The 18,549-nt window shown below is 42.7% G+C and carries 12 protein-coding genes; 6 read left to right on the top strand and 6 right to left on the bottom strand.

Annotated features, from left to right (window positions below; genetic code table 11):
* Positions 1-4: 4 nt before the first annotated feature.
* From E5358_RS07835 to E5358_RS07810, 6 genes are read left to right on the top strand one after another with little or no spacing between them, the layout of a single operon-like run.
* Positions 5-1,594 carry a class I SAM-dependent DNA methyltransferase gene (locus E5358_RS07835; RefSeq protein WP_135939676.1) on the top strand — a complete coding sequence of 530 codons (1,590 nt, stop codon included), beginning with the start codon at positions 5-7 and terminating at the stop codon, positions 1,592-1,594.
* Positions 1,581-2,627, top strand: a complete 1,047-nt coding sequence (locus tag E5358_RS07830; RefSeq protein WP_135939675.1) for a PDDEXK nuclease domain-containing protein — start codon at positions 1,581-1,583, stop codon at positions 2,625-2,627. The genes E5358_RS07835 and E5358_RS07830 overlap by 14 nt, the downstream gene beginning before the upstream one ends.
* A gap of 3 nt (positions 2,628-2,630) precedes the next feature.
* Positions 2,631-3,755, top strand: a complete 1,125-nt coding sequence (locus E5358_RS07825; protein WP_135939674.1) for a restriction endonuclease subunit S — start codon at positions 2,631-2,633, stop codon at positions 3,753-3,755.
* Positions 3,756-3,767: 12 nt separating this feature from the next.
* Positions 3,768-6,995: a type I restriction endonuclease subunit R gene (locus E5358_RS07820; RefSeq protein WP_135939673.1), complete on the top strand. Its 3,228-nt coding sequence runs from the start codon at positions 3,768-3,770 to the stop codon at positions 6,993-6,995.
* Between the two features lie 20 nt (positions 6,996-7,015).
* Positions 7,016-9,319, top strand: a complete 2,304-nt coding sequence (locus E5358_RS07815) for a PHP domain-containing protein (RefSeq protein WP_135939672.1) — start codon at positions 7,016-7,018, stop codon at positions 9,317-9,319.
* 2 nt (positions 9,320-9,321) lie between these two features.
* Positions 9,322-9,570, top strand: a complete 249-nt coding sequence (locus E5358_RS07810) for a hypothetical protein (protein ID WP_135939671.1) — start codon at positions 9,322-9,324, stop codon at positions 9,568-9,570.
* A 463-nt stretch (positions 9,571-10,033) separates the two neighbouring features.
* On the opposite strand, the gene E5358_RS07805 is transcribed toward E5358_RS07810, so the two are convergent.
* The 6 genes from E5358_RS07805 to scpA all read right to left on the bottom strand — a co-directional run bounded on the left by E5358_RS07805 (position 10,034) and on the right by scpA (position 18,549).
* A complete protein-coding gene (locus E5358_RS07805) occupies positions 10,034-10,678 on the bottom strand; it encodes an HNH endonuclease family protein (RefSeq protein ID WP_135939670.1) in 645 nt (214 codons plus the stop codon).
* Between the two features lie 2 nt (positions 10,679-10,680).
* Entirely contained in the window at positions 10,681-12,048 is a 1,368-nt protein-coding gene (locus tag E5358_RS07800) for an AAA family ATPase (protein WP_135939669.1), read from the bottom strand.
* A 112-nt stretch (positions 12,049-12,160) separates the two neighbouring features.
* A complete protein-coding gene (gene thiL / locus E5358_RS07795) occupies positions 12,161-13,240 on the bottom strand; it encodes a thiamine-phosphate kinase (protein ID WP_135939668.1) in 1,080 nt (359 codons plus the stop codon).
* A 2-nt stretch (positions 13,241-13,242) separates the two neighbouring features.
* A complete protein-coding gene (lpxK, locus tag E5358_RS07790) occupies positions 13,243-14,409 on the bottom strand; it encodes a tetraacyldisaccharide 4'-kinase (protein WP_135939667.1) in 1,167 nt (388 codons plus the stop codon).
* A 121-nt stretch (positions 14,410-14,530) separates the two neighbouring features.
* Positions 14,531-16,315 (bottom strand): signal peptide peptidase SppA, encoded by a 1,785-nt coding sequence (gene sppA, locus E5358_RS07785; RefSeq protein WP_135939666.1) that lies wholly within the window; start codon positions 16,313-16,315, stop codon positions 14,531-14,533.
* Positions 16,316-16,398: 83 nt separating this feature from the next.
* Positions 16,399-18,549 carry a methylmalonyl-CoA mutase gene (scpA, locus tag E5358_RS07780; protein ID WP_135939665.1) on the bottom strand — a complete coding sequence of 717 codons (2,151 nt, stop codon included), beginning with the start codon at positions 18,547-18,549 and terminating at the stop codon, positions 16,399-16,401.

Genomic DNA, 18,549 nt, shown 5'->3' with positions numbered 1-18,549 from the left:
TAAAATGGCTAAGAAACAGAATAAGCCGGTGAAGGAAGAGACCCTTGAAACGATACTTTTCAATTGTCGTAACAGTCTGCGTGGGCGTGCAGCCATGACAGACAAACGCGACTTGCTGTTGACCCTTGTATTTTTGAAATTCATAGGAGAACGGTTCAAACAGCAAAAGGAGAAAATCAGGTATGAGATAGTGGAAGTTCAAGGCATTAATGATACGGATTTCATTGAGTTGCAACTTTCACGTCCCAATCAATATATGCAGGATGGTGTGTTTTTCCTGACAGATGAAACATTTTGGGACAAACTGATTCTCACATCGCCTACCGGTATGGCTATCGCTTTCGATACAGCTATAAAAACTTTGGATGACAACGAACCTAAATTGAAGAATGCTCTTCCACAGCAGATTTTCACGAAAACAGCCCTTGAACCGGGAGTTCTGAAAAGCGTAGTGGATGAAATAAACAAGATAGATCCACAGAAATTTAATGGCCACGACCTTATAGGACGTGTATATGAGTATTTTTTGCAGGCTTTTTCCATCAACGCAGACAAAGAGGAAGGAGAATTTTATACGCCACATTCTATAGTAGAGCTTATTGCCTCACTTATTGAACCTTTTGATGGGACAGTCTATGACCCTTGCTGTGGTTCTGGAGGTATGTTTGTTCAAGCGGCAAAGTTCATAGAGGCTCACGGTGGAAACACTAAAGCCATCAATGTCTATGGGCAGGAATCAGAACCGGCAACCTATCGTCTAGCAAAGATGAACTTGGCTATCCGAGGCATCTCCTACCATTTGGGCAATAAAGCCGTGTCCACATTCTCCGATGACCAGCACAAGGAACTCAAGTTTGATTATATCATGGCGAATCCGCCATTCAATTTAAAGAAATATGCCGAATACGGAGGTTTTGAAACTGATCCTCGCTGGCAAGGCTATGGAGTGCCTCCTACCAGCAATGCCAACTATGCGTGGATTCTTCATATTCTTAACAAATTGAATGTCAGTCGTGGAATAGCGGGCTTCCTACTTGCTAATGGAGCTTTGGATGACAGCGATACGCAGGAAATACGTAAACAGTTAATCGAAAGCGACAAAGTGGAGGCTATTATCGTTTTGCCACGAAACATGTTCTATTCTACCGATATATCCGTCACTCTTTGGATATTGAACAACAACAAGAAAGGCGGGTCATGGCATGGAAGGCAACTTCGCAATCGTACAGGTGAGATTTTGTTCATTGACTTGCGGACTTGGAACAGTAATATATACGAGAAGAAATATGTCCGTCTAGCAGAAGCGGACATAGACAGAGTACGTCAAATATATTTCAACTGGCAAACCGAGAATTTTGTTGAGTATGCCGAGCCGGAATTATACTATGCAGCACATCGAGACGAAATTCAAGAAAAGGGATATTCCCTCGTACCCTCCAGATACATTGAGTTTATAGATCGAGACACGGAAATAGACTATCAGTCTGCTCTTTCTGAAATGAGTCATAAATTTGATGTGCTGAAGAAAAGATGGGATGCAAACGAAACGGAACTCGTAAACGCTTTCAAAATTTTAGGGTATGGAAAAGAATAAGTTGCAACATCATGATATAATAACCGATACACTCTTTGATGACATTCGGAACATCATAGAACAAGGCCGTCAACAGGCATACGCAGCAGCCAATCAAATTACGGTACTTACCTATTGGCATATCGGGCGGCGTATAGTGGAAGAAGAACAGCATGGAGAAGCTCGTGCGCAGTATGGTACTCGGTTGATTAAAACATTGGCAGAACAGCTGATGCCTAAATACGGCAATACGTTCAGCAAGCGAAATCTGGATTACTTTCGCCAATTTTATTTGTGTTTCAATGATTTGGAGATTGTGAACACGCGTGTTCACAATCTGACTTGGTCGCACTTCCGCTCGATTATACAGGTTGCAGACCCCAAGGCCAGAGAGTGGTATGTAAAAGAGGCATCGGAACAGATGTGGAGTGTAAGGACACTCAATCGCAACATCGGTACACAATACTATGGTCGTCGTATGGCTTGTGTAAGGGAAGGATTGGCATTACCCTCTCCCGATATTGAAGCCAATGATCCATTGGAGTATATAAAGAGTCCGGTGGTTGCTGAGTTTTTAGGCTTCCGCAAGGATAGCAAATATGACGAGAGCCAGTTGGAACAAGCCTTAATAGACCATTTGCAACAATTTATTATGGAATTGGGGCGCGGATTCGCTTTTGTCGATAGACAGAAACATATTTCAACGGATACCGGTGATTTTTACATTGACCTCGTATTCTATAACATCAAGCTCAAGCGTTATGTGCTGTTTGAATTGAAAACACATCCTCTGACACATGCGGATGTGGGACAACTGGATATGTATGTGCGAATGTATGATGACCTTGTAAAAGATGAAAATGACAACCCAACCATAGGCATACTACTTTGCACCGAGACCGATAAGGTCTTGGCAAAATACTCAGTACTTAACGGTAGCGAGCAACTTTTTGCCGCTAAATATATGGCCTATATGCCAACGGAAGAAGAGTTAAGTAGAGAGATAGAACAGCAAAAACGTTTCTTCTTGGAACAACACGGAAAGGAGGAGTGATATATGGATGCTGGTAATGTAAAATGGGTTAGGATCGGAGATTATATCGAGCAATGTGACGAAAGAAACTCAGCGAATGTCAACTATCCTGTAATCGGTATAAATCGAGATAAAACATTTATGCCGACTGTTGCAAATTTGGATGGAGTAGATATAGCCAAGTATAAAATTATCACAAAAGGAATGTTCGTATTTAGTGGAATGCAAACTGGAAGAGACATCTGTATCCGCATCGGATTATACGATAATGAACAACCAGCTTTAGTCTCTCCTGCATATACAACATTTGTCATCAACGATGATAAAAAAGTTTTGCCAGAATACCTTTTCATGTATTTTAATCGAGACGAAAGCGACCGTTATGGTTGGTTTATTAGCGATTCCAGTGTTCGAGCCAATTTGGATTGGCCGCGTTTCCTTGATATTGAGATTCCGTTACCATCCCCTAACGAGCAGCAAAAAGTAGTGAATGCGTGGAAAGCATTTAGGGAAATCAAAGAACAAAATGAGGCTAAAGCAGCTCCGCTTATGCAAGTCTGCCAAAGCTATATTCAAAAGGCTAAAAAGAATAATGCAGATAAATATCGTATTGGTAATGCTATAAAAATTGTAGATACTGTAAATAAAGATGGCCATTCTTATGAGGTTTTAGGATTGAATAGCAATAAAGTATTTATGCCTACAATAGCTTCAATGGACACTATAAATACAAGTAAGTATAAAGTTATTAGAAAGGGGGAATTTGCATTTAGTGGTATGCAGACTGGCAGAGATAAATGTATTCGTATAGCATTATATGAGAAAGATACCCCTGCTCTAATATCACCTGCTTATACAACTTTCGCTCTTGATGAAAATGAACCAATTCTCCCGGAATATTTTATGATGATATTCAAAAATTCGGAAATGGATAGATTAGGTTGGTTTTACAGTGATTCAAGCGTTAGAGCAAATTTGGATTGGGATAGATTTATTGATATTGAAATTCCGTTGCTTCCTATTGAATTGCAGCGTGCAATTGTCAATATCTACAAATGCGCTAACGAAGCCAAACAAATAGCTGAAGACGCCGACCGGCTTTCGCGTGAAGTGTGCCCAGCATTGCTTCAACACGTTATACATTCTTAAATCGCAGCGATTATGGCAAACAAATGGAAATATTATGAAAGTCAATTCGAGGAAGCAACTATCGAACTTCTCCGCGAGGCACATTGGCAATATACATTCGGTGATGATATTCACCGGAAATATACCGACCCACTCATCGAAGAGGATTTAAGGAATTTTCTTGCCACTCAATACAAGGATAAGAATTTGACCACCTCCGAGATAGATGGCATGGTCGCCAATCTGCGCAATACAGGCGGTCAGAATGACTATTACGCTCTTCGGAATGCTTTTTTGCTCTATCGTGACGGTTACGACTTTGCGTATAGCGATGGTCGGGATAATCCGTTCCGCTTGGAATACATCGACTTCGAGCATCCCGACCATAATATTTTCCGTTGCGTCAATCAGTTTGTCATGGAGCAAGGTCGTGAGAATCGTCGCCCTGACATTCTGCTTTTTGTAAACGGCATACCCGTCTGCATCATCGAATTGAAAAATCCGACAAAACAGAATGCCACCATTCGCGATGCCCATACGCAAATTTGTATACGTTATATGCGGGATATTCCGGCATTGCTGAAATATTGCGCATTAGCAGTAATCAGTGACGGAGCCAAGAATGCTTTGGGTACGACATATACGCCATTTGAATTTTTCTATGAATGGAAGAAGATTGAGAATGAGGACAAAGCCGGAAAGGGACTTGACACGCTTCGCACGCTCATTCGTGGGGCATTGTCGCCGGAACGCATATTGGAGATATTACGGGACTATGTCTATTTCCCCGATCCGACAAAAGAAGACGACACGACTGAAATCGTATGCCGCTATCCTCAGTTCTTTGCTACGCGCAAGCTACGAGACCATATCCTGAATCATTTGCGTTCTGTCGGAGGTGATGGTAAGGGAGGTACATATTTCGGAGCCACAGGGTGTGGAAAAACTTATACCATGCTGTTCCTTGCACGCCAACTGGCTTTGCGATGCAGAAAGCAACTGGGTAGCCCTACGATTCTCATCATAGTAGATCGGGAAGATTTGGAAACACAAAGCGGAAAACTGTTCTGTCGTTCGAAACAGTATCTTGAAGATGATGCAGTGAAAGTCTTTGAGACAAGAAAAGAACTTGCAGAAGAGATGGGCACACGTAAAACCGGAGGTGTCTATATCACGACTATCCAGAAATTTGCAGAAACCACAGGATTATTGACAGAACGTTCCAATGTCATTTGCTTAAGTGATGAAGCCCATCGCTCTCAGAACAATATCGGTTCGAAACTATCCATACAAACCGAAGGAGAAGCCGATAGGATTGGAGCGAAAATCACATACGGATTTGCTAAATATTTACGGGATGCGTTGCCGAATGCTACCTATGTTGGTTTTACTGGAACTCCCATTGACGAAACCATACATGTATTTGGAAAGGTCGTAGACCAATATACGATGAGGCAGTCGGAGGATGACGGCATAACTGTCCCAATTAAATATGACCCTCGATTGGCTCGTGTGTTCCTCAATAAAGAACAGGCAGAGAAAGTAGAAGAGTATTATCGCCTATGTGCGGATGAGGGGGCAACGCCGGAAGATATTGCCAAGAGCAAAGCTGCCATGTCAAGCATGGAGGTGATTATCGGTGATGAAGATGTCCTGCACCGTGTTGCAAAAGACATTATCGAAGATTACAAGCGTCGGACAGAGACAACAGACCGTTTGCAAAAGGCCATGATTACTTGCGCAGACCGTAAGATAGCATTCAGGTTGTATAAAATCATGCGAGAGATGCAGCCCGATTGGTTCGAGAAAAAGAAAGCATTGAACGAACTTGTATTGACAGCGGACGAAAAGAATAAGCTGAACGACATCGCATTTGTCAATATGGTTATGACCAGAGATAAGGACGACGAAAAGGAACTTTACAATCTGCTTGGAGACAAGGACTATCGTAAATTCCTTGATTCAGAGTTTAAATCGGAAAAATCGAATTTCCATATCTCTATCAATGTGGATATGTGGATTACGGGATTCGATGTGCCTTGCCTGACGATGCTTTATAATGACAAACCGCTATCTAAACATACGCTTATTCAGACTATTTCGCGTGTAAACCGTAAATTCGGCACCAAAGAGTATGGTTTTATCATCGACTACATAGGTATTCGCGAGGAGATGAAAAAGGCCATGAAAAAATATGGTGGCGAAGTCGGGCCACAGGAAGATTTGGAGGTTGCACATGAAGTATTGCGGAATGAACTGCAACTTTTGCGAGAGCGATTGTCAGGACTGGTATTCGACCGTTTTTTCGGGAAAAATGACCTTGCCCGACTTCAGTTCATTCAGGAAGCGGCTGAGTATATCCTTGCCAACAGTGTGGAACGAAAAGGTGAGGTTTCTTTTCTCAAACTTTTCAAGGAACATGTCAAACGCCTGCGTTCTGCTTATAATATCTGTAACCCTGCCGGTATTCTGACCGAAGAAGAGGTAGCATGGAGTCAATGCTTCATGGGTATCTGCTCATACGTGAACAAAATGACTGCCACAGAGCACGACACAGAAAGCATGAACAGGCATGTGGAACAGATGGTTCAGGAAGCAATTCTTGCAAGTGGTGTGGAACGAGTAATGAATGAAGGTGTTGAAGAAAATATTTTCAGCGACTCATTCGCCAAAGAGGTAGATGAAATAAAAATGCCGTTTACCAAGTTTCAGATTCTTTGTAAACTTGTCGCTAAAGCAATCAGAGCATACAGCCGGACAAACAAGATACAGGCTGAACATTTCCAGAAAATGCTTGAAGATACGATAGATGCCTATAATACAAGGGACAAGTTGACATTCACCAACGATGTAACACAGAACGTAGTGAATAATGTATGTGACATTGTTTCATACAAAATCAATGAGCTGTCGAACAATCTGATAAACATTCTGAAAAAGCTTAAAGTTGATAGCGAGAAATTCAAGGAATTGGGTATCACTTTTGAGGAGAAAGCTTTCTTTGATGTCCTTGTCGAAGTGCGGGACAAACACGGTTTTGAGTATGCGGATAATCGTTGTATTGAGTTGGCAAAGAAAATCAAGACATTGATAGATGATACCGCTGTTTATGCCGATTGGCTAAATAACGACAACTTAAAAAGCAAACTTGCCAGCCAGCTTACTTACCTTCTCTACAAAGAGGGTTATCCTCCTCAATGGGATGAAGAGGTATGGCAAAAAGTTCTGGAACAGGTAGAGAATTATAAGAAACATGAATAAACTAAATAGAACAAGTTGACATGCAACCAATATACATAGATTTACACATACATACTTCAGAGGATGCAAATAATCTGAATACCAACTACGATATAGCAGAATTGGTCGGTCAAATAAAGAAACTGAATGGAGACAGTCCGTTTATGATTTCGTTAACAGATCACAACACCATTAACAAGTCAGCCTATTTGAAGGCCCAAAACCTGGGTCTTAACTTAATTATTGGTGTAGAATTACACATTCAAAATCGGGCAGAGGCAAAATCGTACCATTGTCATATATATTTTAACGCCCCTATAGAAGAGGCTGGAATAGATTCGCTAAACGAGATTCTGGATGAGCTATATCCTAATAAATTACCAGATCGAAATGACCCGAATACGCCAGATATCCAAAAAATCATTAATAGTTTTGACACATTTGATTTCATCTTACTACCACACGGCTCACAAAAACATGGAGCATTTAATTATAGCATCAACGATGGTGAAAATTTAGACAATGCAATCAATAGAAGTATATATTATAATCAATTTGATGGCTTTACATCAAGAAGTACCAAAGGGCTGGAGGCAACTCATCGATATTTTGAACGACTCGGAATATCGGAGTTCATTAATCTTGTGACTTGCTCTGACAACTATTCTCCCAGTATATATCCTCGCTCGCATAGCGGCAATGATGATGATTTCATCCCAACATGGATGTTTGCGCAACCAACATTTGATGGATTACGACTTTCGCTTTCTGAAAGTACAAGACTTGTGGCTAGTCATGAGAAACCAATACGACGAAGTGATTATATTGGGCATATAGAATTGCAGAATGAACATATAGATGTGAATGTAAACTTAACCGAAGGTCTGAATGTCGTAATTGGCGGATCTTCGTCCGGGAAAACTTTATTTGTGGATTCATTATATAGAAATATTCATCAGGATTTTGAGGGCTCGAAGTATATAGAGCGTTATGGTGTAGAGAATATAATTGTAGAGAATACAAGTGGGATGACCCCATATTATATATCTCAAAATTTCATCGCAGAAAATATCTCGGATAATAACGAAAAAAGCATTGACAAAATAGAGATATTAAGGAATATTTTTCCTGCAGACAATGAAATTAATCGTAGCATTACAACGGGGCTAAATAGATTGCATGAAGTAATTAGTGAAATGTTGCAGTATGTGGAGAAAATAGAGGACTGTGAGCGAACCTTGAATGCATTACCTAATCCAGGACAGTTGATTGTTACTGGCATAGTAAAGAAAAATGCGTTGAATATATTGATGCCAACGGCAGAAGAAGAAAGTCTCGTTAAGTATCCTTCGAGTCAATATAAAATCGATTTAAAAGCAATAGAGACTATTAGAACTTTTTTAGAGAATAATCCTTTGGTTGAAGGTGCAAATGAAGAGATTAACTCCATAAAAACAAAACTTGCTTTAGCGGCAAAAGCCTATACTGTGTTTGATGATGTGTCTATGGTCGTAAAAGAACATAAACAAGTTGTAGACAGAATACTGAAAGATGAACTTGGACAGCAGCAATCCCGCATCACAAACAAGGATAGTTTACTTAAAACTGTAGGTGAATATATAAAAGCTCTTGCGGGCTTTAAGCACTGTAAACAAGAGTTAATCAAAACAAAATACTCTTTTCAGACTAGAGAGATAGAAGCAAGAGGACATAAATTGTCTGTTATTAACAACTTTAGTTTTAACGATAAAGTACTAGTAGATGCATTGAAATACTGTTTAAAATCTAATATCAATACTATTGCAGATGTTACTCCGTGGAATTTGATGAGCCGTTATTTCAAGAAAAATCCCAATGTCGAATCATACAACGATATGACTCAGAAAGTATATACGAAATTGATGGAGTTAAATACACGTTCGTATAAGATTGTGACAAAAGACGGAAAAGATTTTAATAATTTGAGTCCAGGATGGAAAACGGCAATTTTGTTGGACTTAATACTAGGGTATGAACAAGATACTGCGCCCATTATTATTGATCAGCCAGAGGATAATTTGGCTGTGAAATATATAAATTCGACATTAACAGAAACTATCAAAGCTGTAAAATGGAGTAAGCAAGTGATTATGGTAAGCCACAATGCAACGATACCTATGATGGCAGATGCTCAAACAATTGTTGTTTGTGAAAACGATGGAAACAAGATAACCATTCGCTCTGCATCATTAGAAAGTGAGGTATTCGGACAAAAAGTATTGGACTATATTGCTGATCAAACTGATGGTGGCAGGACATCAATCAAAAAAAGAGTCAAGAAGTATAATTTTAAAAAATACAATTAAATATGAAACTGAAATTCAATAAAACAGAGGATGGTGATATCGCTGCTGTAATTCTTGATAATACAAAGCAGGAGGTGTTCTCGTACATCAAAATGATTGCCGCCCTTCTTGATGGACAGCCTATCGAATGTGAATATGGTGAAGGGATAACACCTGAAGAACAAGAACAGATAAAAAGTTTAAATGATGCCATATGGGAAAAAGTCCATCCAGAAGGAGAGAACGGAGAAATAAGCCTTTTTGGTAAATAGTATAATTATATAGTTCGTTTATATTTTGCTGTTCCATAGATTATAATCTTCATATAAGAAATACCTAATTCCATTTCTTATATGAAGATTTTTATTACATTCAAACATTTTATTGTTTCATATAAATCAAAGTGTGAAATTTTTCTATAACATTTCGTGTGAAATCATTTCATTTATGTGCTGATAAACATGTTGCATGTTCCTTACTACTGCATCATCAAAGGAGGTTGCTTTGCCAGATAATTGTGTTTTTTCAGACTATTGGTGTTCCATATTTGCCATAACCTTTTCAGTCTTGTGCCTTTAGCGATGACTAATTATTGTCACGTATGACGAAGATGCTGCCTTTTTGGGCTTTGTGATATGTTTTTTCATGCGGACTCCTCCATTACTTTAAGGGGATATTCGTACCATGAAGCACATATTGTTTTTGACAGTGACTTGATTATTCTATAATGCACTATCACAGTTTGTTTAACTTCTTCTGCAAGTAATAGATTGCCACTCCACAGTATGGATAGTAGACTTGTTTTTCATCCTTACTATACATGCTTGAGTATTTCTCAATCATGTGACACAGAAATGATTTATCTAACTTTCCATTTCTTTTTACATAAGACTGTATCCCTTTGACAAGTTCATCAATCATGCTTTTACGATTAGCCTTCAACAATGCAGTATTGAGATTAAGAATGTCATTGAGTTCTTTATCGTAAATATCATTTGACGATTTTATGCAGCCATCGTTAGAATAGGAAAGAGAGTTTATAAACACATTATCAAATAAAGAGAAACTGATGTCGTCTGAGCCTTTATTTTTGTCACAATGATCTTCTGTGCCAATATGACCGGGACAACATATTACCATATTATTGTAATCCAATTTCTTGTCATCATGTTTCTCCCTACTCAACATATGTTCGATACGGTGACCCTCATTGGATACACTGTCGCGATGAGGGATTCGGCGCATACAATAGGCACAGATATATCCTTGCTCTTTATAAAGAGGCTCAACAAGTTCCGGTATAGACTGATAATCCACATTTGGAGTCAGGCGATACCTTAGCCAAGCATCCGGCTCTTTCTGCTTCTTTATGAGTATCATGCCTATTCCTCCAAAAATGTTATCATTGTTTCTAATTGAGTGAACTCTGGGTCATCAGTTTTGGTTTTCTCTTTCAGGGAATCAAGTTTTGCCGTAGCATCATGGAATTGTCCTTTGTCGATAAGCCCTCTGATTTCTTTAATCTTTTCTGCTATCTCTTCCGCTCTTATCGATTGTCCCATATAAGCATTGATGATAGTAGACGCATCCATTCCGTATGTATTCAATTCGTGATGTACGTAAGTATCATTCTCCCTGTCATACTCCAGTTTATACACTACATTATCAGGGCATGACTCCACGGATGAAATGACTAATGGAGAGTGAGTGCTGACTATAAACTGAACGTTCTTGAAAGTGTTGTTCAGCGCTTTAAGTACACGCACCTGAAGTGCAGGATGCAGATGTTCATCAATCTCGTCAATAATCACTGTGCCATGAGTTTCCTTGTATGCCTCATTGCCATATATGGTCTTATTGAGCAATGCGCAGCGAATGGCAATATCTATTACAATGCTTACTAAACGACGATAGCCATCAGAGAGAAAATCCGTCTTAACTTCTCGACCGTCTGCAAGAAGGAACACCACCTCACCGTCATTGGGTCTGATTTCTATATCATTAATAATTCCACATCCTTCAGCACCAAGGGCACTTTTGATGGCATTACGTACATTTTCTATCTCCTCATCTCCTCTCTTTGCCTCGCGCAACACAAGGATACGTTTTATCCAGCAATCAAGCAATCCTTTTGAATCGAAACTTTCAAAATATCCAAACGACGGTTTTTGAGGGTACTTCTTAAAGTTCTTTTTCTCCTTATCAAATTTGCGAATGGAATGAATATCCTCTGTTGTATAATAAGCATATACCGGCAGTGCATTTATCTGCCTTGCCAATCCATTCTCCACGATGACTGCTTTGGATTGCAGCATTGTAGCATAATCCTTTAGACACTTCAAACCAGAAACAAGATTACGTGCATTCTTTTTTGACTTCTTTTCAATCATCAAGTCGCAGTACTCTCCGGATTCTTCATTCCTCCAACAAGTAGGAATTGTTTGTCCCCCCTCAATCTTCAATGCAGGAAGGTCATCATCGTCAAGGTGGAAGACAATACGTATCGGTTTGTCTTCACTCTCAATAGTTTGCTCTGCCCTTATTTCTCTGAAATCTTCGTCATCTGCACTCTTCCAAATAGTATTTTCGTCACTGAATCCAGAAAAGAAAGAGTTTATTACAAGGTTGCAGGCACGAAGCAAGGATGTCTTGCCAACAGAGTTGTCACCAATCAGCAGATTTATTCCTCTACGAAAAGACATGCTCTTCTCTGCATAGCATCGGAAATTTTGTATCTTAATATCTTTCATTTTATGTGATGATTTCAGTTTCGGTTATTTACTACTTATTGGAATTAGCCCAAAAAGATAGAAAGTTATTCATATATTATTCAGCATAAGTCACTTATTGCATGTTTATAACTTATGCCATGTGATTCCAGCCCTGCGCTTTCAGTGGGAACTCATTGTTGTCACGTGTGACGAGGAGTTGTCCGAGCTCCGGCTTTGTGATGTGGCCAATCATCTTAACGCCTTCCAATGATTCTATCTTTGAGAGGTCACCGATAGGTACGGTGAAGAGCAATTCGTAGTCCTCGCCGCCGTTAAGGGCGCAGGTTGTGAGGTTCATGTTGAACTCTTCGGCTGTCACAGCCACCTGATAATCAATAGGGATGTTCTTCTCGTAGACACGGCAACCGCAGCCAGACTGTCGGCATATGTGCATCAATTCGGAAGAAAGTCCGTCGGAAATGTCCATCATCGCTGTCAGTCGGATGCCTGCTTTGCGCAAAGTCTCGATGACATCGCCACGTGCTTCCGGCTTCAATTGGCGCTCAAGGAGATACTCTTTGCCTGCAAAATCAGGTGAGAAGGCAAGCATCTCGATTTGCTTGCGCTGCTCCGCCTTGTCAGTGTACTTAGCCTGTATCTCGCGAATCTGCTGGTAATAGACAGACTTCTCACGCTCAAGAATCTGCAGTCCCATATATGCCGCACCGAGGTCGCCGGTCACACAGATGAGGTCTGTATCCTTTGCACCGGAACGATAGACAATGTCCTCCTTACGTGCAGTGCCAATGCAGGTAATGCTTATTGCAAGACCTGTGAGCGACGAAGTAGTATCGCCGCCGACAATGTCGATGTTCCATTTGTCACAGGCAAGACGCAGACCGCTGTAAAAATCCTCAATGTCCTCAACAGTAAAGCGTTTTGAGAGAGCTATGGAGACAGTCATCTGGCGTGGTGTGCCGTTCATGGCAAAGATGTCGGAGATGTTCACCATCGCACTCTTGTAGCCCAGCTGCTGCATACTTATATATGTAAGGTCGAAATGCACACCCTCCATAAGCATATCCGTCGTGACAAGAGTCTGTTCGTCGCTGTTTCCGGCTATAACTGCACAGTCGTCACCGGCACTTTTCAAGGTGGAAGGGTTCTTTATCTCAATGTCTTTCGTAAGGCGTTCGATAAGTCCGAATTCGCCAAGTTCCTTTATTTCCATTACTATCTGAAGTTTATTTTGTTCTTTTCTGATGTATTCTCCGAATCCTTCAATCGGGCAAGGATAGAGTTTTTTGAGTTTTTCTGAAGATAGGACAAGATGAATTCGTCAAACTCTTCGGCACCGTCCAGCATGAATCCTATCTCTATCGGCAATGCAAGGATGCTCCTGCGTACCGCATCCGACAGTCCGTCGATGTCTTTCAGGCGTGCCGCATCTTTCTCGGTGGTGACGATTGTCCGAGGTTCAGGTATGGTGTCAAAGAGATTGTTTATCTTATCGATGTCCTTGTCAGTGAACCTGTGATGGTCACTGAATGTCATCGGGGTGATGTTCTTTGTATATTTTCCGAGGTCAAGCAAGAGTTGCTGCGGTGAGGCAATGCCTGTCAGTGCAACGACATTATACTTCTCCGATATATCTTCAAGCCGCATGGCATTTCCTTCCGGGAACACCGGATAGAGTGCGCCGTAGTTCAGGGTCGTAAAGAACAGTTTTTGGTAAGGTCGGAGGTCCATCGCTTTCTTTATGACACGGAACTCCATCGGGCGCAAATCCTTAGGGCATTTTGTTACAATGACAATGTCCGCGCGCTCCTTGCCGCTCTTCGGCTCACGCAAGCGTCCTGCCGGAAGCAGCTTGTCATAGACTATCAGACGGTGATAATCCACAAGGAGGATATTAACTCCCGGCTTCACATAGCGATGCTGATAAGCGTCGTCAAGGATTATGACATCCGTGTCTTCGGTCGCTTTGTCATGCCGCAGTCGTTCTATGCCCTCGCATCGGTTGGCATCCACGGCTATGTAAACACGGTTCTTATCCGTATCGGCACCGTATTTCATATACATCTGACATGGTTCGTCGCCAATGTCAGCGGATGTCATGTTGCCTTCCGCAAGGACATACCCTCGTGTCTTCCGTTTGTAGCCACGCGAAAGGACAGCCACCCTCACACGCTTCCGCAGCAGGCGCACAAGATACTCCACATGCGGAGTCTTTCCCGCCCCTCCGACGGTGATGTTTCCGACGGAGATTATCGGGATTGTGAAACTACGGCTGCGTAGTATTCCCATCTCGAAAAGCATATTACGGAATCCGACACCCATGCCGTAGAGCCAGCTCAACGGTGTCAATGCCTTGTAAATCTTTATGAAATCACCTTCCATATTTATATGATAAACCGGCGGGCAGTGTCTTTGTATGGGCACTTGCCCGCCGGGCTTTTATTGTGGCTGCCGTCTGTTGGGACAGCCAAAGGAGTGTGGTTATTATATTAACAAGTGAGGATTACTTCATCTCAAGGAAGTATGGCATACGTGCCTGAACAGTAGACTGCTCATTGACAGTGCGCATCAGCATGAACGGTTCATAGTATGAGCCGAGAGCGAGACGCAACTGTTCGTCAAGAGCACTGCCTGTTCCGCCACTGATTTTGTTAAAGAGCTGAGACATTACGTCTGGCATGGCAGGATAATCAGCAGTACGATAGTCCTTGACTTTAGCCAGTTGAGCAGCTTTCTTCACTGCATCATCAAGTCCGCCAAGCTGGTCGACAAGCCCGTTCTTCAGACCGTCAGTGGCAAGCCATACCCTACCCTGTGCAAGTTCTTCCACTTTCTCTACCTTCATCCTGCGTCCGTCAGCCACACGTTTGCGGAAAAGGGCGTATCCCTCATTTATCCATGTCTGCATGGCAGCTATCTCGTCAGCAGTGAGAGGGCGTGACATAGCCACAGGAGAGAATGTGGAATTAGCATTTGTCTTAACCTCGTCATAGTGGAACTTCAACTTCTGGGTCATCAAGTCTGTCAAGTCAGGGAATGCTCCAAAGATTCCGATAGAACCCGTAATAGTGTTTGGCTGGGCAACAATCCATGAAGCGTTACATGACATGTAGTAACCACCGGAAGCAGCACATCCGCCCATGGAGACAACAACCGGTTTTACTTTCTTCAGTTCTGAGATGTAGTGCCACATCTGCTCGGAAGCGTAAGCGTCACCACCAGGAGAGTTAATGCGGAGAACTACGGCTTTGATGTCATCGTCGTTGGCAAGTTTTTCAAGGTCTTTGCACACGTCCTTGCCTACAATCTGTGTTGTGCCGCCCATAGCGAAACCTTGGATAGGATGCTGAACTATAGCTCCTTCACAGTAATATACAGCAATCTCGTTATCAGACTTGTTCTTGACTGTGACATTCTTCATTGCAGCGACACTGAGCTGGTTTATCTCTTTGTCTGCGTCTAAGCCAAGAAGTTTCTTCACTTCCGCTTTCACCTGGTCGGCATACAGCATACCGTCAACAAGTTTCTGGGCTTTCAGAGTCTTTGTATTGCTCATAAACGTGAAGCCATCAGCAATCTTGTTCAGTTCTGCGACACTGATTTTACGTGAAGCAGAGATGTCTTTCAGGATATTCTGCCACATGCCGTTGATGTATGCAGAAACCTGCTCACGGTTTGCGTCAGACATTTTCTCCTCGGTGTACATCTCTGTGGCACTCTTGTAAGTGCCCACCTTTATTATATTATATTTCACACCGAACATCGCCATAAAATCCTTGATATACCTTGGCTGTGCTCCGATACCATGGAAATCAAGATGTCCATAAGGGTTGATATAGACCTTGTCGGCTACCGACGCAAGATAGTATGCGCCCTGAGTGAAGTTCTCGCCATAAGCGACAATCCATTTCTTCTTGGATTTGAATTCCTTCAGTTTATTGCGTATTTCCTGAATGGTAGCATTGTCAGTGGCAAGTGTACCGGTTTCGATGTAGATTCCTTTAATGGCATCATTATCCTTTGCCTTGTCAATAGCAGAGAGGATGTCATTCAGCCCTGTTGACAGTCCTTCGTCTCCCAACAATCCTGCGAACGGGTCATCAGCACCCTGTTCATTTATCTGTCCCCGTAGATTGAGGACAAGCACCGAATTGTCCTTAACCTCAGTCTCCGTTGATGAGGATGCCACCATACCGATTAGGCTGATGATAGAGAATGCTATGAAAATACCTATACAAAGGAATATGCCGAATACTGTGGCAAGAATGTTCTTAAAAAAATCTTTCATCGTTTTTGCTTTTTATAAAACCTGTAACAGATTACGCTGAGGTCTTCGGCTTTCCCGAAGGCCTCAGCGTTTTTGCGTTTATGTTAGTCCTTGTCCATAAGGAGTTCCATCATTGTCTTTGCTGAGTAAGCCACAGAGGTACCTGGACCGAAGATTGCAGCAACACCTGCCTTATAGAGGAAGTCATAATCCTGTGCAGGGATGACACCACCGGCAATGACCATGATGTCCTCACGTCCGAGCTTCTTCAGTTCCTCAAAGAGCTGAGGGATAAGGGTCTTGTGACCGGCAGCAAGAGAAGACACACCGACAATGTGCACATCGTTCTCGACAGCCTCACGGGCAGCCTCGGCAGGAGTCTGGAACAAAGGTCCCATATCCACGTCGAAACCACAGTCTGCATAACCTGTGGCAACAACCTTTGCACCACGGTCATGACCGTCCTGTCCCATCTTTGCCACGAAGATACGAGGACGGCGTCCTTCCTTCTCGGCAAACTCGTTCGTCAAGCGAACAGCCTCTTCAAACTCTGCGTCCTTCTTGTACTCTGAAGAATAAACGCCTGAAATTGTTCTTACCACAGCCTTATAACGTCCTACTATTTTTTCACAAGCATCACTGATTTCACCAAGTGTACAACGGAGCTTAGCACACTCGACAGCAGCCTCAAGCAAGTTGCCCTCGCCTGTGCGTACCACCTCTGTCAGAGCGTCAAGTGCCTTTTGGCCAGCCTCATTGTCGCGGTTAGCCTTAAGCTCCTTGAGCGCAGCCTCCTGCTGGAGACGAACGGCAGTGTTGTCGACCTCGAGGATGTCGATTGGATCCTCATGGTCAAGACGGTACTTGTTTGTGCCGACGATGGTCTGCACTCCGGAGTCGATACGTGCCTGTGTGCGGGCAGCAGCCTCCTCGATACGCATCTTAGGCACACCGGTCTCTATAGCCTTAGCCATACCGCCGAGCTTCTCAATCTCCTGGATATGCTCCCAAGCCTTCTCCACAAGCTCCTGAGTCAGAGACTCTACGTAGTAAGAACCTGCCCATGGGTCAATCTCCTTACATACCTTTGTCTCGTTCTGGATGTAAATCTGTGTGTTACGTGCGATACGTGCAGAGAAGTCTGTCGGCAGTGCGATAGCCTCATCGAGAGAGTTTGTATGCAGGGACTGTGTATGTCCGAGAACGGCAGCCATAGCCTCGATACATGTACGGCCGACATTGTTGAACGGGTCTTGCTCAGTGAGTGACCATCCTGATGTCTGTGAGTGAGTACGGAGAGCCATTGACTTAGGATTCTTCGCACCGAAGCTCTTGACAATCTTAGCCCACAACAGACGGCCGGCACGCATCTTGGCAATCTCCATGAAGTGGTTCATGCCGATAGCCCAGAAGAATGAGAGGCGTGGAGCGAAAGCATCGATGTCGATGCCTGCGTTCACACCGGCACGCAAATAGTCCATACCGTCAGCGAGAGTGTAGGCAAGCTCGATGTCAGCAGTAGCACCTGCCTCCTGCATGTGGTAGCCGGAGATAGAGATACTGTTGAACTTCGGCATGTTCTTTGATGTGTACTCGAAGATGTCAGCGATAATCTTCATGGAGAATGACGGTGGATATATATAGGTGTTACGCACCATGAACTCCTTCAGGATGTCATTCTGGATTGTTCCTGCCATCTCTTCGAGCTTTGCACCCTGCTCAAGTCCTGCCACAATGTAGAAAGCGAGGATTGGGAGAACCGCACCGTTCATTGTCATTGAGACAGACATCTTGTTCAATGGAATGCCGTCGAACAGAACCTTCATGTTCTCAACAGAACAGATAGAAACACCGGCCTTGCCGACATCACCGATAACACGCATGTTGTCAGGGTCATAGCCACGGTGGGTAGGAAGGTCAAAAGCCACTGACAGACCTTTCTGTCCGGAAGCGAGGTTTCTGCGATAGAACGCATTGGACTCCTCTGCTGTAGAGAATCCGGCATACTGGCGGATGGTCCACGGACGGAAAGGATACATCATCGAATAAGGACCGCGGAGGAACGGAGGAATACCGGCAGCGAAGTCAAGATGCTCCACGCCTTCAAGGTCTTCCTTTGTATAGACCGGCTTCACCTCAATGTGCTCAGGTGTCTTCCACACGTTCTTCACACCATTGTCCTTCTGCCACTGTGCGCCGTCTTTCTTCTCGATACCTGCAAAGATATCAATATTCTTAAAATCTTTTCTTGCCAT

The organism is Palleniella muris, assembly GCF_004792655.1.
GTDB classification, from domain to species: Bacteria; Bacteroidota; Bacteroidia; order Bacteroidales; family Bacteroidaceae; genus Prevotella; species Prevotella muris_A.
The sequence above is the reverse complement of the archived record's forward strand: the minus strand, read 5'-3'. Positions and strand labels throughout refer to the sequence as shown.